Annotated in this window: 16 protein-coding genes and 1 pseudogene; 6 read left to right on the forward strand and 11 right to left on the reverse strand. The window is 32.6% G+C overall.

The features are described from left to right. Positions 1-32 precede the first annotated feature (32 nt). Positions 33-1,415: a hypothetical protein gene (locus tag IPK14_27670; GenBank protein MBK7997012.1), complete on the forward strand. Its 1,383-nt coding sequence runs from the start codon at positions 33-35 to the stop codon at positions 1,413-1,415. Here IPK14_27670 and IPK14_27675 read toward each other — a convergent pair. The 3 genes from IPK14_27675 to IPK14_27685 all read right to left on the reverse strand — a co-directional run bounded on the left by IPK14_27675 (position 1,404) and on the right by IPK14_27685 (position 5,214). After that, complete coding sequence (locus IPK14_27675; GenBank protein ID MBK7997013.1) at positions 1,404-3,362, reverse strand: BatD family protein; 1,959 nt, start codon at positions 3,360-3,362, stop codon at positions 1,404-1,406. The two genes, IPK14_27670 and IPK14_27675, sit on opposite strands and share 12 nt — an antisense overlap. Before the next feature lie 115 nt (positions 3,363-3,477). Beyond that, positions 3,478-4,140, reverse strand: a complete 663-nt coding sequence (locus IPK14_27680; protein MBK7997014.1) for a tetratricopeptide repeat protein — start codon at positions 4,138-4,140, stop codon at positions 3,478-3,480. A 210-nt stretch (positions 4,141-4,350) separates the two neighbouring features. Next, entirely contained in the window at positions 4,351-5,214 is an 864-nt protein-coding gene (locus IPK14_27685) for a hypothetical protein (protein MBK7997015.1), read from the reverse strand. Positions 5,215-5,518: 304 nt separating this feature from the next. Here IPK14_27685 and IPK14_27690 point away from each other — a divergent pair, with 304 nt between their 5' ends. The 3 genes from IPK14_27690 (at position 5,519) to IPK14_27700 (ending at position 8,329) form a co-directional block, all read left to right on the forward strand. Continuing rightward, positions 5,519-6,811, forward strand: a complete 1,293-nt coding sequence (locus tag IPK14_27690; protein MBK7997016.1) for a hypothetical protein — start codon at positions 5,519-5,521, stop codon at positions 6,809-6,811. Beyond that, the gene (locus IPK14_27695; GenBank protein MBK7997017.1) at positions 6,759-7,100 is read left to right on the forward strand and encodes a TlpA family protein disulfide reductase; all 342 of its coding nucleotides are present in this window, start codon (positions 6,759-6,761) and stop codon (positions 7,098-7,100) included. The genes IPK14_27690 and IPK14_27695 overlap by 53 nt, the downstream gene beginning before the upstream one ends. A gap of 164 nt (positions 7,101-7,264) precedes the next feature. Continuing rightward, positions 7,265-8,329 (forward strand): trypsin-like peptidase domain-containing protein, encoded by a 1,065-nt coding sequence (locus IPK14_27700; GenBank protein ID MBK7997018.1) that lies wholly within the window; start codon positions 7,265-7,267, stop codon positions 8,327-8,329. Positions 8,330-8,379: 50 nt separating this feature from the next. Here IPK14_27700 and IPK14_27705 read toward each other — a convergent pair whose 3' ends face one another. From IPK14_27705 to IPK14_27720, 4 genes and pseudogenes are all read right to left on the reverse strand, one after another. Beyond that, on the reverse strand, positions 8,380-10,206 hold the full coding sequence (locus IPK14_27705; protein ID MBK7997019.1) for a tetratricopeptide repeat protein: 1,827 nt from the start codon (positions 10,204-10,206) through the stop codon (positions 8,380-8,382). A 184-nt stretch (positions 10,207-10,390) separates the two neighbouring features. After that, a complete protein-coding gene (locus tag IPK14_27710) occupies positions 10,391-10,759 on the reverse strand; it encodes a protein kinase (protein MBK7997020.1) in 369 nt (122 codons plus the stop codon). After that, on the reverse strand, positions 10,734-11,282 hold the full coding sequence (locus tag IPK14_27715; protein MBK7997021.1) for a serine/threonine protein kinase: 549 nt from the start codon (positions 11,280-11,282) through the stop codon (positions 10,734-10,736). The genes IPK14_27710 and IPK14_27715 overlap by 26 nt, the downstream gene beginning before the upstream one ends. Before the next feature lie 116 nt (positions 11,283-11,398). Further along, a pseudogene (locus IPK14_27720) lies at positions 11,399-12,567 on the reverse strand (hydroxymethylglutaryl-CoA reductase). Positions 12,568-12,778: 211 nt separating this feature from the next. Between IPK14_27720 and IPK14_27725 the strand changes: the two are divergent. Beyond that, positions 12,779-13,246, forward strand: coding sequence for an SRPBCC family protein (locus IPK14_27725; GenBank protein MBK7997022.1), 468 nt, complete (start codon positions 12,779-12,781; stop codon positions 13,244-13,246). A 26-nt stretch (positions 13,247-13,272) separates the two neighbouring features. Then, the gene (locus IPK14_27730) at positions 13,273-14,091 is read left to right on the forward strand and encodes a hypothetical protein (protein MBK7997023.1); all 819 of its coding nucleotides are present in this window, start codon (positions 13,273-13,275) and stop codon (positions 14,089-14,091) included. Between the two features lie 38 nt (positions 14,092-14,129). Here IPK14_27730 and IPK14_27735 read toward each other — a convergent pair whose 3' ends face one another. Genes IPK14_27735 through IPK14_27750 form a run of 4 tightly spaced genes read right to left on the reverse strand, consistent with a single transcriptional unit; the run spans position 14,130 to position 18,230 of the window. Further along, on the reverse strand, positions 14,130-15,290 hold the full coding sequence (locus IPK14_27735) for a glycosyltransferase family 4 protein (GenBank protein MBK7997024.1): 1,161 nt from the start codon (positions 15,288-15,290) through the stop codon (positions 14,130-14,132). Between the two features lie 9 nt (positions 15,291-15,299). Next, a complete protein-coding gene (locus IPK14_27740) occupies positions 15,300-16,064 on the reverse strand; it encodes a glycosyltransferase family 2 protein (GenBank protein MBK7997025.1) in 765 nt (254 codons plus the stop codon). Then, the gene (locus IPK14_27745; protein ID MBK7997026.1) at positions 16,064-16,546 is read right to left on the reverse strand and encodes a hypothetical protein; all 483 of its coding nucleotides are present in this window, start codon (positions 16,544-16,546) and stop codon (positions 16,064-16,066) included. The genes IPK14_27740 and IPK14_27745 overlap by 1 nt, the downstream gene beginning before the upstream one ends. Further along, a complete protein-coding gene (locus tag IPK14_27750; protein ID MBK7997027.1) occupies positions 16,518-18,230 on the reverse strand; it encodes a sulfatase in 1,713 nt (570 codons plus the stop codon). The genes IPK14_27745 and IPK14_27750 overlap by 29 nt, the downstream gene beginning before the upstream one ends. Positions 18,231-18,274 lie beyond the last annotated feature (44 nt).

An 18,274-nucleotide genomic window follows, 5' to 3' on the forward strand; every position in this document is an offset into this window, starting at 1 on the left:
TTGAATAAGTTAGAAGTTTATGAGGCAGATAAATGCAAAAATTTTTCGTATCCAAATTAATAAATAAATTAGTTTGTTTGTTAGCTAAGTATTTTAAGCCAGCACTATTATTTTTATTGGTTTTTACTTCTTGTCATGGAAATCTGCCTAAATCTAACTTAATTTTAACGGATCAAATAATAAAGTTAACTCCTAGTCAACCACGTCCCAAACCAATATTTGGAGCGCATTTTAATTTTGCTGACCCACCTAATGAAATTATTTTTCATATGGTTATTCCAGAAAAACGACCAATTTTAGCTAAAGCTTTACGTGATGCAGGAGTTGAAGATTTGCGGATGAGTTTTCATGGTTACTATAGCCACTTAAGTTTAGATAAAACTGTAAAAGTAAAACAGGAAGCAAAATTAACTAATAAATTCCCTTGGTTTCCTATAGAGGTTTTTATTAATTTTATAAAAGAATATAACTTTAAGACTGTGTTAGGGGTAAACGTTGAAGAAGGCCCAGAAACAGCAGTAGATTTGCTAAAACGTTTTGAAAAAGCAGACGCGCTTAATTTAATTAGCTCTGTTGAGCTTGGAAATGAGCCTTTTCTTAGTCCAAGACCTTGGCCGCCTGAAGAATATGCTCAAAAATCGGCTGAAATAATTAACGCTCTACGACCATTTAAGGTAAAGTTTGCTGTTGCTGTAATTGTTGGTAAGGATAGCAATATCCCTACAAAAATGACTGGTGATGAATATTGTGAACGGACTTTAGCCACTTTAGCCCCTCTTGTAGACTTAAAAAATAGCGATGATATTTATGGAGCAGTACATCTTTATAGTCGAGGTGTTACACCAGTAGCCATAAAGCAATTTAATGATATTGTTCGCAAATATTCAAAAATGACTTACCAAGTTACAGAATATAACATTCGCCTTTCATTAAAAGGTAATCCTCATTTAACTAATGCTTATGCAATGGAATTTGCACGAAAATTAAATAATTTGCTAGCAACTCCAGAAATTACAGGGCTTTGGATTCATTCATTCCCTTATCATGCAATAAATTATTGGACAGATGGACGACAAGCTACAGTAGTTGGATTTATGGATAATAAGTTATCTAGCGAGGACTTAAAACCAGGTTGGCATTTAACACCTGCTGGAAAAGTGCATCATTTTTATCAAAGTTTGGCTTGGAATGGCGAAATACTAGCTTTTTTTGAAGAAAATAATAATCAATATTGGGTTGTTTCCTCGCCAACACAAGGAAAACTTTTAGGTGTATTAAATGACCACAAAGAACCATTGGAAACAATAGTAAGCTTTGAAGATAAGAAAATTTCTGTGCAACTAAAAGCAAAAGAAATTGCTTGTTATGAAATAGCTACAGGAAAACGAGTCACTAGTCTTCATTTACCGGAGTGAAACAAATTTTTCTATTAAAGTACGAACCTTTGTAAAACGTTCAAAATCTTTTTCACTATTAGGAACATGTTGTGTTTCTGTAGATGAAAAACAAAGTAATTCACATTCTTGATAAAGCGTTATAATAGAGCTAGTTAAATCCTTATTGACTTTATGTTGTTCTAGTATTTCTTGAAGCTTTTCAACGCTAATTTCAAGAGTTGTTTTACCAAATTTAAGTTCACAAGCTAGCTTCAATGCTTTCAAAATTTCTTTAGCATAAGCTCTTTCATCTCCACGATGTAACTTGCCATAAGCAACATTAACTGCTCGGCTAATTTCAGACTTTAGATCTTTAGTCTCAGGCTTAGGTTTATTAACAATTGTAGGTGTTGTATTTGCTTTACTTATGGGAATTATCGGTTCGGTTTTAGTAACAACAGGTTTAATAGGTTCAGTTTTAGTAACAATAAGGTTTTCAATTTTTTCTTGAACTTTGGGACTAGCAATTGTTGTAACTTTAGGTATTGGTGCAACTTCAGGGGTTTTAACAGTGGGACTAAATGGACTAGGTTGTTTTTGAACTTCTGTGCTAGGCAAATCTTTGCTATTTGTAGTTATTGGGCTCGCAGTTGCTAAAGTATTACCAGCCAATGACTTAAATTTAATAGCTACAATTATTCCTGCTGCTAACAATAATAAAAGTATAAAATAGCGCAAAATAGGAGAAAAAGAAAACGGATTAGATTTCTTAGTTGGTTGTAAAGTTTTTACAGCTATATTTGTAGCAGGTGTTACTTGTAAGGAAAGAGGTTTACTTTCAACAACTTCATATTTTTTTAGCTCAGGATCAAAATAAGCAAAAGAAAATGGTGGAATAGTAAATTTTCCTTCTTTTGACGCAATGACTTCAACTTCCCATTTAGCTTTGTTACTAAATTTCTTTTCTACATCAGTTAAAGTTACTGGTTTAGCTGAATATAGCTTTAAGTCTGAGTGGGTTGTTGGGTTTGGAGGTGGGCTAATTAGTTCTAAATTTCCTTCATTTTCAACTTCAATTAATAATTTTGTTGGGACTCCAACAGCGGTTTCTGAGTCTTTAAGGCTAACATTTAGCTTGCTTTTTCCTACTAAGCCAGAAAATTCTGCTGGTTGATTATTAGTAGGAAGCGCAATAACAGGAAATGAAATTGAGGAAGTTTTAGCTGTTAGAGGTTTGCTTTTTTGAGAAGCGTTGCCAGCAATCATGCTATAGGTTAAAGAGGGAATTGTTAACTTTCCCGAAGTTGTAGGAAAAAGATTAAATTGATGGATTATTTGTGAAGCATAAGGACGATTATTTATAAGAACTTCTTTATAATCAGCAGATTGCTTGGACAATGGAATTTCTTTATTTAAGAAATTAACAAAAGCTGGAATTTCTGCTGGCTTAATTTGCTCTACACTTGTTGTGCTAAGTAGCCTAACAGATAAAATAACCGATTGACCAACATAAGCTTGTTTTTGATTAAGTTCTGTAACAAGTCTTACATCAATAGGAATATTGGGAATAGGTGTTGGTAGATTTTCAGGAAATTTCTCACTCTTTTCAGGTTTTGCTGAAGATGCTGAAGATGCTGAAGATGCTGAAAATGTTGAAGATGCTGAAGATGTTTTAGTTCCTCCTTTAACTTCTAAAACTTCACCAGAAGAACTATAAATTTCTCCATTAGCAGTTACAGCAAAAGTAGCTATGCGAAATTTACCTGCTACAGTTGGTTGTAATTCGTAGCGGATAACTCGGCTGCTAATAGGACGACCATTAGCATCTTGGCTTAAACTTGGTTTATCACTTTGGCTAATGATAGCAAAAGAACTAGGAAACAGTGCAGGTAGAGGAATCCTTTCAACTCCAACACCCTTAAAAACTATAGTTAAATTAACAGTGTCAGACAAAGAAATTTGCTTTTTACTAATTGAGACAGACACTTGACCAGTAGCTAAAATAGTTTTGCTTTGTGTAAAAATAAGTAAAAAAGCTAATAGCCAAAAGACAATGAAGCTAAGCTTATTAAATTTTCTAGCTTTACCATACATTTACTTTTTACCAATCACGATCTGGAGAATCTTCAATAGAAGAATTTGCTTCTTTATTACCTTTTTTAAGTGGAGATCTTTCACTACTTTGTAATTTATTTAATAAACGTTCCGCCTCATTGCGTGACATTTGAGGGGTTTGTTTTGGCGATTCAGACGGACTATTATCTGGCGGAGGATTATTATCCTCGTTGTTATCATTATTACTATTGCTGTTAGAGTTTGGGCTATTAGAAGGAGGAGGGGGATCTTGCTGCTTAAGTGCAACCTCTAAATTATGTTTAGCTGCTAGATCATCAGGATTAAGCCTTAAAGCTGTTTTATAGTGTTCAATAGCTTTGTCTAGTTGGTTAGCATTAAAATAATAATTGCCAATATTGTAATTAATTCGGGATAATAGCAATGGATCATCGGTTGATTTTAAGGCTGTTTGCCAATGGTTTAAGGCTTCATCTGAGTTTTTTGTTTGATAAAGTGAGCATGCTAAATTGCTTTGTAATTTAGCCGACTGAGGATCTTTTAATAGTAATTTTTGAAATTGTTTTGTTGCTGCTTCATATTGCTTTTGTTTATAAAGTTGCTCGCCACTTAAGTTATTATCATTAGCGGCTAAAACAAAACGTCCAAAAATTACTGTTACAAAAAATAGGAAAAAAGCCAGTTTACGCACAAAACTTTCCTCAAATAAATTATTTGGTGATTTTTTAAATCAAATGAAGCTAAATTTTATACAAGATCTGTTTTTAATACTAGACAAGCTTTATACATCAAATAAAGACCATAGAAATCTTTGAACCTAAATACTCTGTAAATTAAATATTCTGATATTTTAACCTTAAGCCCCAACGGGGCGACAGATAGGTAGTATAGGGTTGAAACCCTACGTATGATTTATTAGAGTTTCTTGTTTCTTTTCTAAAATCTCTGTAACAGATTTTTTAATTACACCTGAGATTTGGTCTGTTGGTAAATCGTTAGGATCAGTCCCAAAAGGGTTCTCTATCTCTTCAGCAATTAACTCTAAACTTGCCAAAGCATAAAAAATTAAAACTACAACAGGTACAATTAACCATTGTAAAGAGAACACATAGCCTAAAGGTAATGTCATCACATAAATAAAAATAAATTTCTTAAGGAAAACACTATAAGAAAAAGGTATAGGAGTATTTTTTATTCGCTCACATGCCCCAACTACATCAGTAAAATTTTGCATCTCTTGGTTTATAAAAAGCAGTTGTTCATGAGCAATTTTTCCTGCTTTATTTAATGAACAGAGGCGTTGAAACATATGATCAGCTATTAAATTAGGAATATGACGGCCAAGGTCTAGTTTAGTTGCATCAAAGGATTGAACGCTATTTAACTCTTCTCTAATAAATGAGTTGCGAAGATGATTTTTTAAGGCAAAAGCATAATTAGTAATCATTACTGAAAAAAACTCTTTATCTGCATTATCTTCCAATAAGTTATTTATTTTTAAAGCTAAGTTACGGCTAGAATTTACTAAAGATCCCCAAAGCTTTCTACCTTCCCACCAACGCTCATAAGCTGTATTGGTTCTAAATACTAATAGCATTGAGAGTGCAAAACCTAAAAGTGTATGTATTAATGAAACATTTTTAATGTAATGATTACTACTTAGCTGCAATAATTCTATTTCTAAGTAAGCTACTAGGCCACTATATAGCCCTATGTATAACATCATAGGTAAAAAGCTGCCTGAATGTATCAGCTTTGTGAAAATTAAAAATAAATTTAGTCCATTCTTTGGGATTATAGTTAATCATATGTAAGAGATATCCGGGAAAATAAAATATGAGTTAACAACTTTTTAGTTTTAAGCGCGTTAAAGGATAGCAAAAAAGAGTTAGGTTGTAAAAAATCGCTTGAAATAATTTGGATAATTAAAAAAACTCTAGCAAAATTTCTTTAGAAAAAGTATTATTGCTAATAAATCTGTAAAATATAACTGTGTTTTAGGGAGGTTAAATGAAAACAAAATCTATTTTAGGAGCATTTTCTTTATCTTATTTAGTTTTGCTGTTGTTATGGCGCAACAGGTTGTTATTAGCGGCCAATTATTAGGAAGTGATGGCAAAGCAATGCCTAAATCACATGTGCATCTTAGTAAAAATTCTATAGGTAAACCAATTAGTACAATAGAAACAGATAAAGATGGTAGTTATAAATTAACTTTTAAGGAAAGTGGACTAGTATTTTTACAATTTACAGGAACTAGCCACCAACGTAAAAGCATACCCATACTTATTGAAGGAGATAGTTTTATAAAACTTAATGTTCGGCTATCTGCTAATGAATACAATAGTAGTTTTAGTGACTTAAAGTTGATTGATGATTTTAAGGATTTAAATCCAGAAACAGCTAAAGCTTTTCAAAAACAAGCAGATGGAACTTATGTAGTTGAGTTTGAAACTAAAGCAGAGCGTGTAGAATATGAAATTTTTGGTCTAGAAAAAAATGATCGTATTATTAATGGAACTCAATCAGATGATTATATTTATGATGGTGATGGTGACTATCGTTCAGTTGTAGTAGTAAAAGATGGTAAGGCTAGAATCGTATTTGACCCACAAAAATTAGTTCGCTCTGATGCAAAACCAGAAATCACTTTTGATAACCAAAACAGCAAATTACAAGAATTTGTCAAAATTTATAATGGGATGCAAGAACGAGAAGAAGCCTTTAGCAGTAAAATAAATGAAGCTGTAAAAGCAGGAAAAAGCCCTCAAGATGTCTTTGAAAATTATAGTGAAGCTGATAAAGCTACTTTAGTAAAAGAGCGTATTAAAACAGAGAAAGAACCTTTTATTAGGCAAACACTTATTTTAGATTATTTTACTTACTATGAAAAAATTAAAGATAGTGCAATTGCATTACTTGCATTAAATGAAATACCTCCAACTTCACCTCTTTGGACATTAAAACCTTTTGCATTAAGTACAGTTATGAATGCTTGTGAGCAAAAAGATCAAGTAGAGAATTACTTTACAAGCTTTTTAGCAGAAAACAAAGACAAGAATTTAAAAGCAGAAGTCTTGTTAAATCAAGTGCTTGAAGCTGATTTTAACCAACAAGATGAAAAGGCTAAGAAATACTTTAATCTTTTACAAAAGGATTATCCTGATAGCCGAGCAGCTAGAATGGCAAAACTTCAATATAGAGAAACTCGCAATGTTAAAGTAGGTGTTGGTGTTCCAGAGTTTTCCGTAGTCTCCCTAATTAATAATAAAGAAACCTATATAGGAATCCCTAAAAGGCAAATATTACTTGATAGATTTTTGGGCTACTTGGTGTGGGCCTTGTGTTGGAGAAATGGGTAATTTACATAAAGCTTATGAAAAATTTAAGGGTAAAAATTTTGAAATTCTTAGCCTTTCTTTTGATGGTAGTCCAGAGGATGTAAATAGTTTTAGACAAGGTAAATGGAAAATGCCCTGGCTTCATACTTTTGTTGAAAGCGGCTTTCAATCAGAACTAGCTAAGCGTTTTGAAGTGGTAGGAATCCCTAAACCCGTTTTAGTTGATCCAACAGGAAAAATTATTGCTGTTGAAGTAGATTTAAGAGGTGAAAAACTAGAACAAACTTTAACAAAAGTTTTAGGAGACTAAATTTTTTAATAACTAAGCTAGTTAATTTATATGAATTAACTAGCTTAGTTTACTTAGTATTACTATTAAATTGCATTTATCAAAAAACCGCCTGTCAAGCAACCAACAAACTGTGTTAACATATCCAAAAAATTAAACAAAAAATTAAACAAAGTGAAAAATTTATGAAAGTTTTGATAGGAATATCTGCTTTAAGTTTAATGCTTTTAACTACTAACAGTTTTGGAGAAACCTTACAACGTCCAAAACGCCCACAAACCACACCAGCATCTAGTAAAGACACAAATGTTGAAGATGCAAAAAAGAATCTTCCTACAGGGATGATGGTTTTAAATGTTGCCGATATTGTAGATAAGATTGATCAAGCTGTAGTAAATATTCAGTCACCTGGGGCAGAAGGTACATCTTTAGGGACAGGATTTTTTGTAGATGAAAAAGGTTTAGTTGTAACAAACCTGCATGTCATTAGAGATGCGCTAAAAACAGGTGGTGATATTATGGTAGTTACTTCTGATTCTACCCGTCATAGTGCCAGTGTCAAAGGCTATGATGAAGCAACAGACATTGCTCTACTAGAAATTAAAGTTACAGATAAAAAAACTCCAGTAGTAAAGTTAGGTGATAGTGATAACGTTAGAGTAGGAGAATGGGCAATAGCTGTTGGTAGTCCTTATGGATTAGATCATAGCGTTACTTTAGGCATTATTAGTGCTAAAAGTCGTGGTGGGTTAGATGGCGAATATGATGATTATTTACAAACAGATGCTGCCATAAATTTAGGTAATTCTGGAGGGCCTTTAGTTAATACTAAAGGAGAAGTAGTAGGAATTAACACTCTAATAATAGCTAAGGGTCAAGGTCTAGGTTTTGCTATTCCTGTTAATATCTTAAAAGAAATAATGCCTCAACTACGTGATTATGGACGTGTTCGGCGCAGTGCTTTAGCAATAGAGGTTGCAGATATTTCTTTAGGTGCAATTAGAGAATTAAACTTACCTTCAGGTTTACAAGGTGTTGTAGTTGCAAAAGTCGAACGTGAAACAACTGCTGCTCGTGCAGGTTTACGCCGTAATGATGTTATCTTATCGATTAATAGTACAACAGTTTCATCTATGGGACAGTTTAACCGCTTTATTTCTAAGTTGCTTCCTGGTAGTAAAGTAGAAATAAAAATTTTACGCGAGCAAAAAGAATTTACTGTTACAGCCGAAGTAACAGAAAAGAAATAAGAAGAAACTCTAGGAAAACTTAGTACTTTTATAAAACTAAGTTAGAGATTTTAGCTTTGAGATTCACTTTCTAGTTTTTGTTTGGCTTTAAGTGCTGTTTTATGATCAGCCTTAATTGCTAATGCTTCTTCAATATATTTTTTAGCTAATTCTATTCGATTATATTTTAAGTAAAATACCCCTAATTCAGCCTTATAATCAGGGCTTTTTGGTTGTAGATTAATTGCTTCCTCAAATTCCTGTATTGTTTGTTCGTTATAGCTACGTAGCTCACCGTAAGAGCGTGCTAAAGCTGCATGGTATTCTGCATCATTAGGACGAAGTGCTATTGCTTGACGAAAAGCACGAACAGCTTTTTCTAAATTTCCTTTATCCATTAGTTCTAAACCATAAAGATACCAATCATCTGGCTTACGTAGCTTTGACATATCTGTAAAGTTTTGTAAAGAAGGTGGTAGTAATTCTTCTGGAGGTATTTCCTTTGTACTTGGAGGACTATCCAAAATAGGTTTAGGGTTAGGAATACTTACAGGTTTAGGACTAGGTATAGTGCTAGGCATAGAATTGAAATTTTTTGCATTTTCACTTGCATTAGTAGTTGGAGTTGTTCTAACGGGGCTAATAGATTTTATGCTAGAACTAGGCAAAACAGATTGTGGATTAATAGGTATTATAGAATTAGTAGCTTTTTGGCTAGGTTGAAGAGGTGGTAATTTAGTAACAGTAGGTTTTTCTAAAGGCTGAGTTGCAATTTTAAGACTAGCTGTAGTGTTTGAAATAGGACTAGTTGGCCGTCTTTGACTTATTACTTTATTACTACTAGATTGTGAAGAAGAAAGCTTTTCATAAGCTTCTTTGATATTGCTATAAACAGATAGAATTTGATCTTTTAATGAAGGCATTTGAGAAATTATAGATTCATGTTTTTCTGGATCAAATTTATCTTTTAATTCCTGAAATGAACTATTAATTTGTTCTAAACTAGCTTGAGGATTGACACCTAGTCGAGCATAGTAGTCATTTCCTGCACGTTGAATTTGTGCTGACATATTTTCTAATTCATAAAAAAATAAAGAAATGGTTTCCATACTAACAGCCTTTGTAAGAGGCTGATTTTCAATTTTATTTTCTTCTTTTTGCGCTTCTACGACAGGCATTTCCTTACGTGCTAAAGCTCTTAAAGAAAGCAATGCTGCTAGAGTGCGTAGGATTTGTTCTTCTGGTAAATCTATTCTTTCTAGTAAATTAGTAATATTACAAGGTTCTTTTAATGCTTCTAGGACTTTTACTTCATCGCTACGAAGCATAATTTTTTCTCTTTCAGGCCAATCTGTTGCTGCTAAATAAGTTTCTTGTTCATTGCCTAAAAAACTTTTAATTCTAGGTAAATCAATTAGGCTACGTACAGATTCTAGGATTAGTTCACCTACAGGTAAGTTAACTTTTGAGGGTTGGGTAAAAAGGGAAGCATCAAAAGCATATCCGCCTTCTTCCCAATCAATTAAAGAATAACAAATGCTGTAAACGTGTGCTGTTAGAAGGGCAGAAGCAGATTCTGCTGGTAAAAATTCTAGTTCTATAAGTATATCTAAAATGCTAACACCATCTTGATCACGTTGTTCTTTTAATGCACGGTTATATTGTTGGCGAGAAATTCGGCCTTGACGAACTAACCGTTCTCCTAAACGTTCAGTTTGGTCATTAGAAACAGCAAAAACAATCTCGCCTTCCTGCCAAACTATACCTTTAATATTAGTACCATAGGAAAACCATGTAGTCCCACTTACTTTATCTGTTGCTAAAGAACCAAAAAACTCTGGTAAAAATAAAGCTTCTAATTGATAAAAAACTGGTAATTGGTTTAATGCAACAGGCACATTTAATTGAGGCCATTCAGCTTTGTTATAAAGACGTAAAAATGTAGTGCTATCGTCCTCAGTTTCTTCTTGTTTTACTTTTACTTTCCTTGTTGCTGAATCTACTAGTTTTTCATCAGGGCATAAACTAGCAAAACTTCAGCTAATTCTTCTGCAAAAGTTCCTACATCTTCACTAACAGGATTCAACTTCTTTTTCTAAAGCTTTTTTGAACTATTAGATCTAATTCCTCTGGTAGGTCTGAACGTAGTTCAAGAATAGAACGGGGCTTTTCTGTTATGTGTTTATAAGCAACAGATGTTGCTGAAGTTCCCTTAAATAAAGTGTCACCTGTTAACAGTTCAAATAAAATTACACCTAATGAATATATATCAGCACGCAGATCTATATTTTCATTATCAGATAGTTGTTCTGGGGCCATATAATGAGGTGAACCTAAAGAACTGCCTACTTGAGTAAGCTTTTCTGAACCAAATTGCAGTTTAGCAATTCCAAAATCAAGAACTTTAACAACTTCAACATCTCCATCATGTTGTAAAAAAAATATTTTCAGGTTTTAAGTCCCGATGAATAATACCCCTACGATGTGCAATTCTTACTGCTGCACAAACTTGTTGAAAAATATTATTTATTTCTTTTAGCGGTAGTAAGGGTTGTTGTTTAAGTCTTTCAGTTAATGTCATACCTTGGAGGTATTCCATTATAAGGTAAACTAACTTGCGATCTGTAACTCCAAAATCTAGGACTGTAATAGCATTAGTGTGACGAATACGCATAGCAGATTGTGCTTCTCGACGAAAGCGGCGAATTGCTTTTTCATCGGAAACCAGGCGTTCATGCATAACTTTTACAGCTACAGGAATTTCCAACTGTAAATGGTTAGCACGATAAATATGACTCATACCGCCTTCAGCTATTTTGCTTTCAATACGATATTTATTGTCGATCACATATCCAATCAATGGATCTTTATCTTCATTACTTGTTGGAACATAATCTATTACTCGCTCACCATCTTTTGAGCAGAATAATATTTCTTCTTGAAATTTAGTTTCGCAAACAGGACAAATTTTCATGATTTTAGAAATCCATAGGGGAGTTGCCAGGATTGTAAAACATCCAAAATTTTCTGTCTAGTTGATTACTTATTTTAGATTTATCATTAAAATTTTTATAAAGAAAAGAAATAATTTTAAGGACGGTTACGTCCGTATTGTTCATGGCTTTGTACCCAGTCCTCAGAGGCTATAGCTGTTGCTAAAGATAACTCTCCACAAAGTACAGTGGCAGCAACAATTTCAGCAAGTTTTCTTACTCTATCTTGCCCATAACAACCTAGTAATTCTAAACATTCTCGTTGTGTTGCTAGTGCTGTTCCACCACCATATGTTGCTACAATCAAAGAGGGTAAAGTAATAGAATAGTAGTAATCTCCTTGAGGTGTAATTTCTGCATAAACAATTGCTGCTGATGATTCAGCTACATTGGCAACATCCTGACCTGTAGCAATAAATAATGCTGTAATTGCATTTGCTGAATGTGCGCCGTTGTTGTTTACTCCAGATAGTAAACTCCCTAAATTACTTACCTGTCTAGCTTTATATACTAGCTCTATGTTTGTGTGCATTATTTTTTCTAACAACTTAGCAGGTATTATAGCTTCTGCTACTACTCGCTTTCCTCGTGTATGTAGCATATTAATTTGAGAAGTTTTTTGTCAGTAGCAAAATTGGATTCTAAATAATAATGCTCAATACCCGGATAAACCTTACAAATCCAATCACAGGCAGCTTTAGTTGCTTTACTTACCATATTTTGCCCTGCTGCATCTCCTGTAGTAAAGTTAAAGCGCAAAAACTGAAACCGACTAGCAGAATATTGCTCAATATCTCTTAATTTACCAATTTTAGTAGTTTTTTCAGCTTGTATTTTTATATTTAAGAAGTTTTCCTTAACCCATTTAGCAAAATCTCTTGCTTGACGTGCAGTAGGAAAAATAAAAACAGGTGCGCGTTGCATAGCATCATCGCAAACTGTAGTAGTTACCCCACCTGATTCATATAAAAGTTTCATCCCTCGATTGTAGCTAGCAACTAAAGTTCCTTCTGTTGTTGCAAGTGGAATATAAAATTCTCCTTGTGCATGTTCGCCATTTATTAAAAGTGGCCCAGCCATTCCAATAGGAACTTGTGCTATGCCTGTGAAGTGTTCAATATTGCCTGGCAAAGTTGAAGGATCAATAGAAAATTTTCCAAGATTATTTAACTCAATATTTGTTTTTTCTGTAAGAAATTGCCTACGTATTTGTGCCATTTCGCTAGTGTAGTCATTAGTAGAAGAACGAGGAATTTTTTTGCTCATAATAAGTAAAATCCTTTTATATTTTTTACAGTAACAGCATAAGAATGGAATTAGTATAAACTTAGCTTTTAGGTTTGATATTTTATTTTAATTTATTAAAAGTGTAGAGTTATTTTAGATGGAATGAATAAAGTAAAAGCAAAACTTACGCGGGTAAAAGTCTGTAATTGCCTACTTGTCAAGTATTAAGCAATCAGTTATCTTTTACTGCATGAAGTTATATTCTTTACAAAGAACCCAAATTTTATCAATAGATATAAAACAAGCTTGGAATTTCTTTTCTAATCCTAGTAACTTAAAAACTATTACCCCACCCTGGTTAGGGTTTCAGATCACTTCTGAGTTACCAGAAAAGATTTATCCAGGACTACTTATTACTTATCAAGTAACACCTGTTTTAGGTATTCCTATGGATTGGGTGACGGAAATTTCGCAAGTTCAAGAACCACATTTTTTTATTGATGAGCAAAGACTTGGGCCTTATCAGTTTTGGCACCATCAACATGTTTTTAAGGAAACTCCTAATGGTTTGGAAATGCGCGATATTGTTAACTATAGCCTACCTTTAGGAATACTTGGACAATTTGCACATAGTTTATTTGTTTCAGAACAATTAAAAGAAATTTTTGATTTTCGCTATAAAGTATTAGATCAAAAATTTGGTAAAGCAACAGCTTAAATAAATTAGGATAAGGAGGAATATTTATGAGAAAAAGTTTAGTTACTATAATTTGTCTATTATTAATTACAACCTTTATTACTATGTCTTCTTTAGCGGAAAGTAACCATATTTTAGCTAACAATAATATTATTAGTAATTTATCAAATAATACTTTAAACACATCTACTCAAGGACAAGGAAAAAAACAACCATTTATTAATATAGCAATGGAACGTGCTAAAGGTGCTACAGCACTACTAAAAGAAATTAATTCTGGGCTTTATCCAATTCCTAAATATATGTTTGCTAATGCTAAAGTTATGGCAATAGTTTCTTCTAATCCTCGTTTTGGAGATCCTGCTAATGATGCTGCTGGTAGTGGGGTAGTAATTGGTAGAGATCCAAAAACAAAACGTTGGAGCGCGCCTATTTTTATCACCATAAAAGATGGCTATATTAGAGATCAAACAGACCCTACTAAGATCAATAACTTATTTGAAAATAAAGACAGCACAATGATATTTTTTGGTATGCATGACAATGCTAAAAATTTGTTTTGTCAGGAAAAACTTGAAGTTGGTAATTTAGCAGGCGTGCTAGTTTCATCAGGTATATTTCAGTATAGAAAACACGTTGCCGATTCTGCTGCAATTAGTGTAGGGCTTTTTGGATATGTTTATAGCCAAAAATTGATTATTGGTATGTCCATAGAAGAATCTATATTTAAGCAAGATAAAGTGCTTAATGATGCAATTTATGAAACACCTATCTTAGAGCAATTCCTACCTGAAGCAGAATATATTCCTAAACCAGTACTAGCTTGTACAGATATGTTAAATCAGCTTTATCCTGCTAGAAGATAATAAAATAATTTATTTTGCTAAAGCAGTAGAAGATTACTCTATTGCTTTAGCAATAAATAAAATTCTTGGCTAATTTTTGTCCAATCATACTTTTCTGCTAATTTTCTTGCAGATTCTCCCATTAATTTAAGTTTATTATTATCTGAGATTAAGGAAAAAATTTTTTCTCTTAGTTCTTTAATGTTAGCAGGCTGAGATAAATAACCAACCTTACCATCAATTACTAAAAAACTTAAACCACCTACATCACTTGCTATTACTGCTTTAGCACAAGCAAACGCCTCTAAACAAACTAAGGGTGTGCCTTCTGTACGTCCATCAGGCAAAATTATTGAAGGAATTACTACTAGATCACAAGATTGTAGTAATTCAAGTTTTGTTTTTCCTGTAACAGTACCTAAAAACTTTGCTGGAGCATTTAACCTAATTGCTAACTCTTCAAGCTCTTTCCTTTGTTCTCCATCACCAGCAATTAAAAGCTTAATGTCTAAACAATTAGCTAAAGCTTTTAGTAAAATGTCTACCCCTTTTATTTTTACTAGCCGCCCAAGAAATAAAATAGTTTTTTGGCTCTTAATACTGTTAGCTTTTGGCTGATAAAAATTACAATCTACACCCATAGGAATTACTGAAGTTTTATTAACTAGTTCTGGAGCTAATTTTAAGAGCTTTTCTTTTAACTCTTGGCTAACAACTACAATATTTTTACTTCCATAAGCAATAAATTTTAATAAGTATCGCCCTAAAAATAATTTATTCAGAAAATTTAATGCTCCAGAATGTTCAATAACTAAATGTTTTTTCTTCTGTAGAAGTGTAATTAAACTACCTACTAATGCAGAAGGAACAAGCCAATGTGAGCAAATAACATCAACCGACTTAGCTAAAAAAAATGCTTTCCAGCAAAAAACTATAAAAAAAGGTATTATTTCTAGTCGTGCTAATAAAGATTTTTCCAATAAAGGTTGTAAATCTCTAGCAGAATCAAGTGATTGTAAACGCTTGAAAGGTAAATAGTTAAAACGACTTATTTTTATATTTCCCCAAGATTCTTCACTTTTAGCAGATAAACTTGCTGGTGTTAGAACTTCAATTTCATAAATATGAGAAAGTGATTTAGCAAACTCTAAAACAACACAACCAGCAAAATCATTTTCTAAAGGAGGAAATGAGCTAGTCAAAATAAGCATTTTAGGCATAATAGCTAATTATTTATTTGTTTGATTGTAGTTGATTGCTATTAATGTAGGTTTTGTAAGAAAATTGCCAAAAATTCTACTTAAGTAACCATATAAAATAATATAAAGTATTGTTGGAACAGTAATAAAAGGGTTAATGTCAGACTTTTCCTCTCCATAGACGGTACGCACTGCTACTGTACTTATACGAAGGTTTCTTGCAACTAATTGAAAAAGTAAGCTATTAAGAAATCCATACCTAGGGTAAAGTCTGTCTAAGTCAAGTTGCTTAATTGCTTCTCTAGTGATTGCAGTATAACCACATTGTGTATCTATTATAAATGGTAGCCCTAGAGCATAACGCATTAAGTTGCTAAAAATTTTATTGCCTAAGTAACGAAATTTAGGCATTGTCTTAATACTACTATCTAAAAATCGATTACCTTTTACGTAATGATGCTTAAGGATAATTACTTGATCTAGTAATTTAGGTAGGTCTTTTGCGTCCATTTGACCATCTCCATCCATCACCACAACAATATCTGTTGCTAAAAGCAAGGCTTGACGATATCCGCTAATTGTAGCAGCACCAACACCTAAATTTTTCTGATGTTTAATTACTATTAGTTTGCTACTTTGAGCAGCAGAAATAACTTCTAAAGAACTGTCCTTACTTGCATCATCTACAACAATAATAAAATCAACAAAATCTGGAATAGAACTAATGGTTTTAGCAATAAATAATTCTTCATTAAATGTAGGAATTACTACTGTAATATTATGTGAAGAATACATTAAAACCTCTGCCAATAGCGGTAATTTTTATCTTGTGTCTGATAATCAAACCATAAGCCAAACTTCTTTTTTAATTCATTAGTTTTTTCTATTTCTTTATCAATAAGGTTGTTTTGTTCTAATGGGTCTAGTTTAGTGTTATAAAGCTCAAAAGTATTTCCCACAATGTCATAGATAAGCCGCCAATCGCCATCAACCATTGCCCAAGCAAAGAAATTTGCATCAGGCACATTACGCGGGGTTTCCATAAAAACTTGACGGTTTGTAACATTATTTTTTGCTGTTTCTACCAGGTCTACACCATTGTAGTTTTTAGGTGGCAATTGTCCTGTAAGACGTAAGAAAGTAGGTGCAAAATCAATATTGCTAACAGCCTGGTTGATTCTTTGTGAAGTAACTCCAGGATAATAAAGAATTACAGGAACATGGGTTTGTACCCGATAAGGTCGGCCATTATGAAATGATTGCCCATCTCTCGCCAAATTCCTCTCCGTGATCAGCACTAATAGCAATTACTGTGTTATCAAATAATCCAGTAGTTTCTAAATAATCAAAAAGCCTTCCTAAATGCTTATCTGTAAAGCGTAAATTGCTATCATAAACATCCATAGGTTTGCTAACAGCGTCTTGTTTATCTTGTTTATGATATTTTTCTGCTTTTGCGTGTAGGTCGTTATAATGCACCCAAAGATAAAAAGGTTTATCAGAATTGTTTTTAATATAATTAATTGTATGATCAGTTAATTTTCTAGAGTTCCAATTTCCTCCACTTTCATGAACGATTTCTTGAAAGCCCTTTAACATCACATCTTTATAAGTTTGCCAGCCTTGTTTTTGTAACCATTTGGAAGTTTCTGGACTAGTAATTGTTGCAGTTATATAACCTTGTTTGGAAAAAAGTTCTGCTACAGTAGGAATTTCATCATTAAAAATATTTTCGCTATAGTTTGCCCGTGCAATACCACAAAAACTATGTCCTGTGTTTGTACCTAAAGAAAAACCATTTTCAAAAATTATTGAGCGATTAACCAATTTGTCAATATTAGGACTAAGTGCTTTGTTGTAGCCATAACAACCTAAATGATCTGCTCTTAAACAATCAATTGTGATAAATAAAATATTTTTAGCTGCTATTTTTTCAATAGGTTTTTGGTTAACTTCTGCTGGATTTGAAGGAGGTTGTTTATAATCTCCTGCTAAAAAATTCTCATCAATATTATTATTAGCGAGGTCTATTGATAAAGGATTTTTAGTAAGAATTTTATCGTCATAATCTCCACCATCAAAAAACGGAGAAAAGCCATCCCCATCACGATCATAAACTGTTTGAATTAGTGACAAATAATTTTTTACCACTACACCACGTCGCCAAAATAAGCTTTTCATCGCTTGATGTTTACTAATTGCTTGATGTGAAAAAGTAAAAAGAAAAGCTGGGATAATAGCTAAAATTATATATTTGGTATCTAGTCGAAAACGATGTACTAATATTAAAGAAATAAAAAAACTAAATAAAATAATAGCTAGCCCTAAAGGAACATGATAAATATCTTGATAACGTCCTATAAAAGTACGAGAATCTAAATAATAAAATGCTGGAACTATCAACGCCGAAAAGATAAGAAGAACAATTCCTAAACGCCCCTTTATTAAGCTTAAAAAAGTTTTGCTTTCTAGTAAAGTGAGTTTCAAAGCTATAAGGTAAATTAATATAGACACAAATATTTTTGGATATTGAAAGACTATGTCTATATTAATAATTTTGCGGTTTATCATTGAAATAGTTTCTTGAAAACTATCTACAAATAAAGCAGGAAAGAAAAAGTTTAATAGCAAAAATGGTAAAGAAACAGAAAAAGATACTGCCAAATATTTTAACCAAATAGATAGCTTAACTTGTTGCTCTAAGATAGTTAGTAATAATTTAGCTTTAGTAGTAATAATTGCTATAAAAAGCCCTAAAGCTAAATTACCAATAGGTGCTAAAGCTAAAGTACATAGGAAAAGTAGCCTGTCTAATTGGCTAGGAAAATTTAATACTATAAGCCTATCAGTTGCTTCTAGTAGCGTTACTAACAAGCCACCTAATAGGCTGGCTAAAATATAGATACGGAAATTACTAGTAGCATTTGCTAGTAGAGATGTAGAGGGTATTTCACTACTCATATATCTTAAAAAAACATTTTACAAAGCTAGCCCATATAACCAAG

This window comes from Blastocatellia bacterium (genome assembly GCA_016713405.1).
GTDB lineage: Bacteria > Acidobacteriota > Blastocatellia > Chloracidobacteriales > JADJPF01 > JADJPF01.

Excerpts from the sequence above, each read along its gene's own strand:
- IPK14_27740 (MBK7997025.1), bottom strand. The coding sequence starts at position 16,064 with ATGTATTCTTCACATAATATTACAGTAGTAATTCCTACATTTAATGAA.
- IPK14_27715 (MBK7997021.1), bottom strand. The coding sequence starts at position 11,282 with ATGAAAATTTGTCCTGTTTGCGAAACTAAATTTCAAGAAGAAATATTA.
- IPK14_27690 (MBK7997016.1), top strand. The coding sequence starts at position 5,519 with ATGGCGCAACAGGTTGTTATTAGCGGCCAATTATTAGGAAGTGATGGC.
- IPK14_27735 (MBK7997024.1), bottom strand. The coding sequence starts at position 15,290 with ATGCCTAAAATGCTTATTTTGACTAGCTCATTTCCTCCTTTAGAAAAT.
- IPK14_27725 (MBK7997022.1), top strand. The coding sequence starts at position 12,779 with ATGAAGTTATATTCTTTACAAAGAACCCAAATTTTATCAATAGATATA.
- IPK14_27750 (MBK7997027.1), bottom strand. The coding sequence starts at position 18,230 with ATGAGTAGTGAAATACCCTCTACATCTCTACTAGCAAATGCTACTAGT.
- IPK14_27670 (MBK7997012.1), top strand. The coding sequence starts at position 33 with ATGCAAAAATTTTTCGTATCCAAATTAATAAATAAATTAGTTTGTTTG.
- IPK14_27700 (MBK7997018.1), top strand. The coding sequence starts at position 7,265 with ATGAAAGTTTTGATAGGAATATCTGCTTTAAGTTTAATGCTTTTAACT.
- IPK14_27730 (MBK7997023.1), top strand. The coding sequence starts at position 13,273 with ATGAGAAAAAGTTTAGTTACTATAATTTGTCTATTATTAATTACAACC.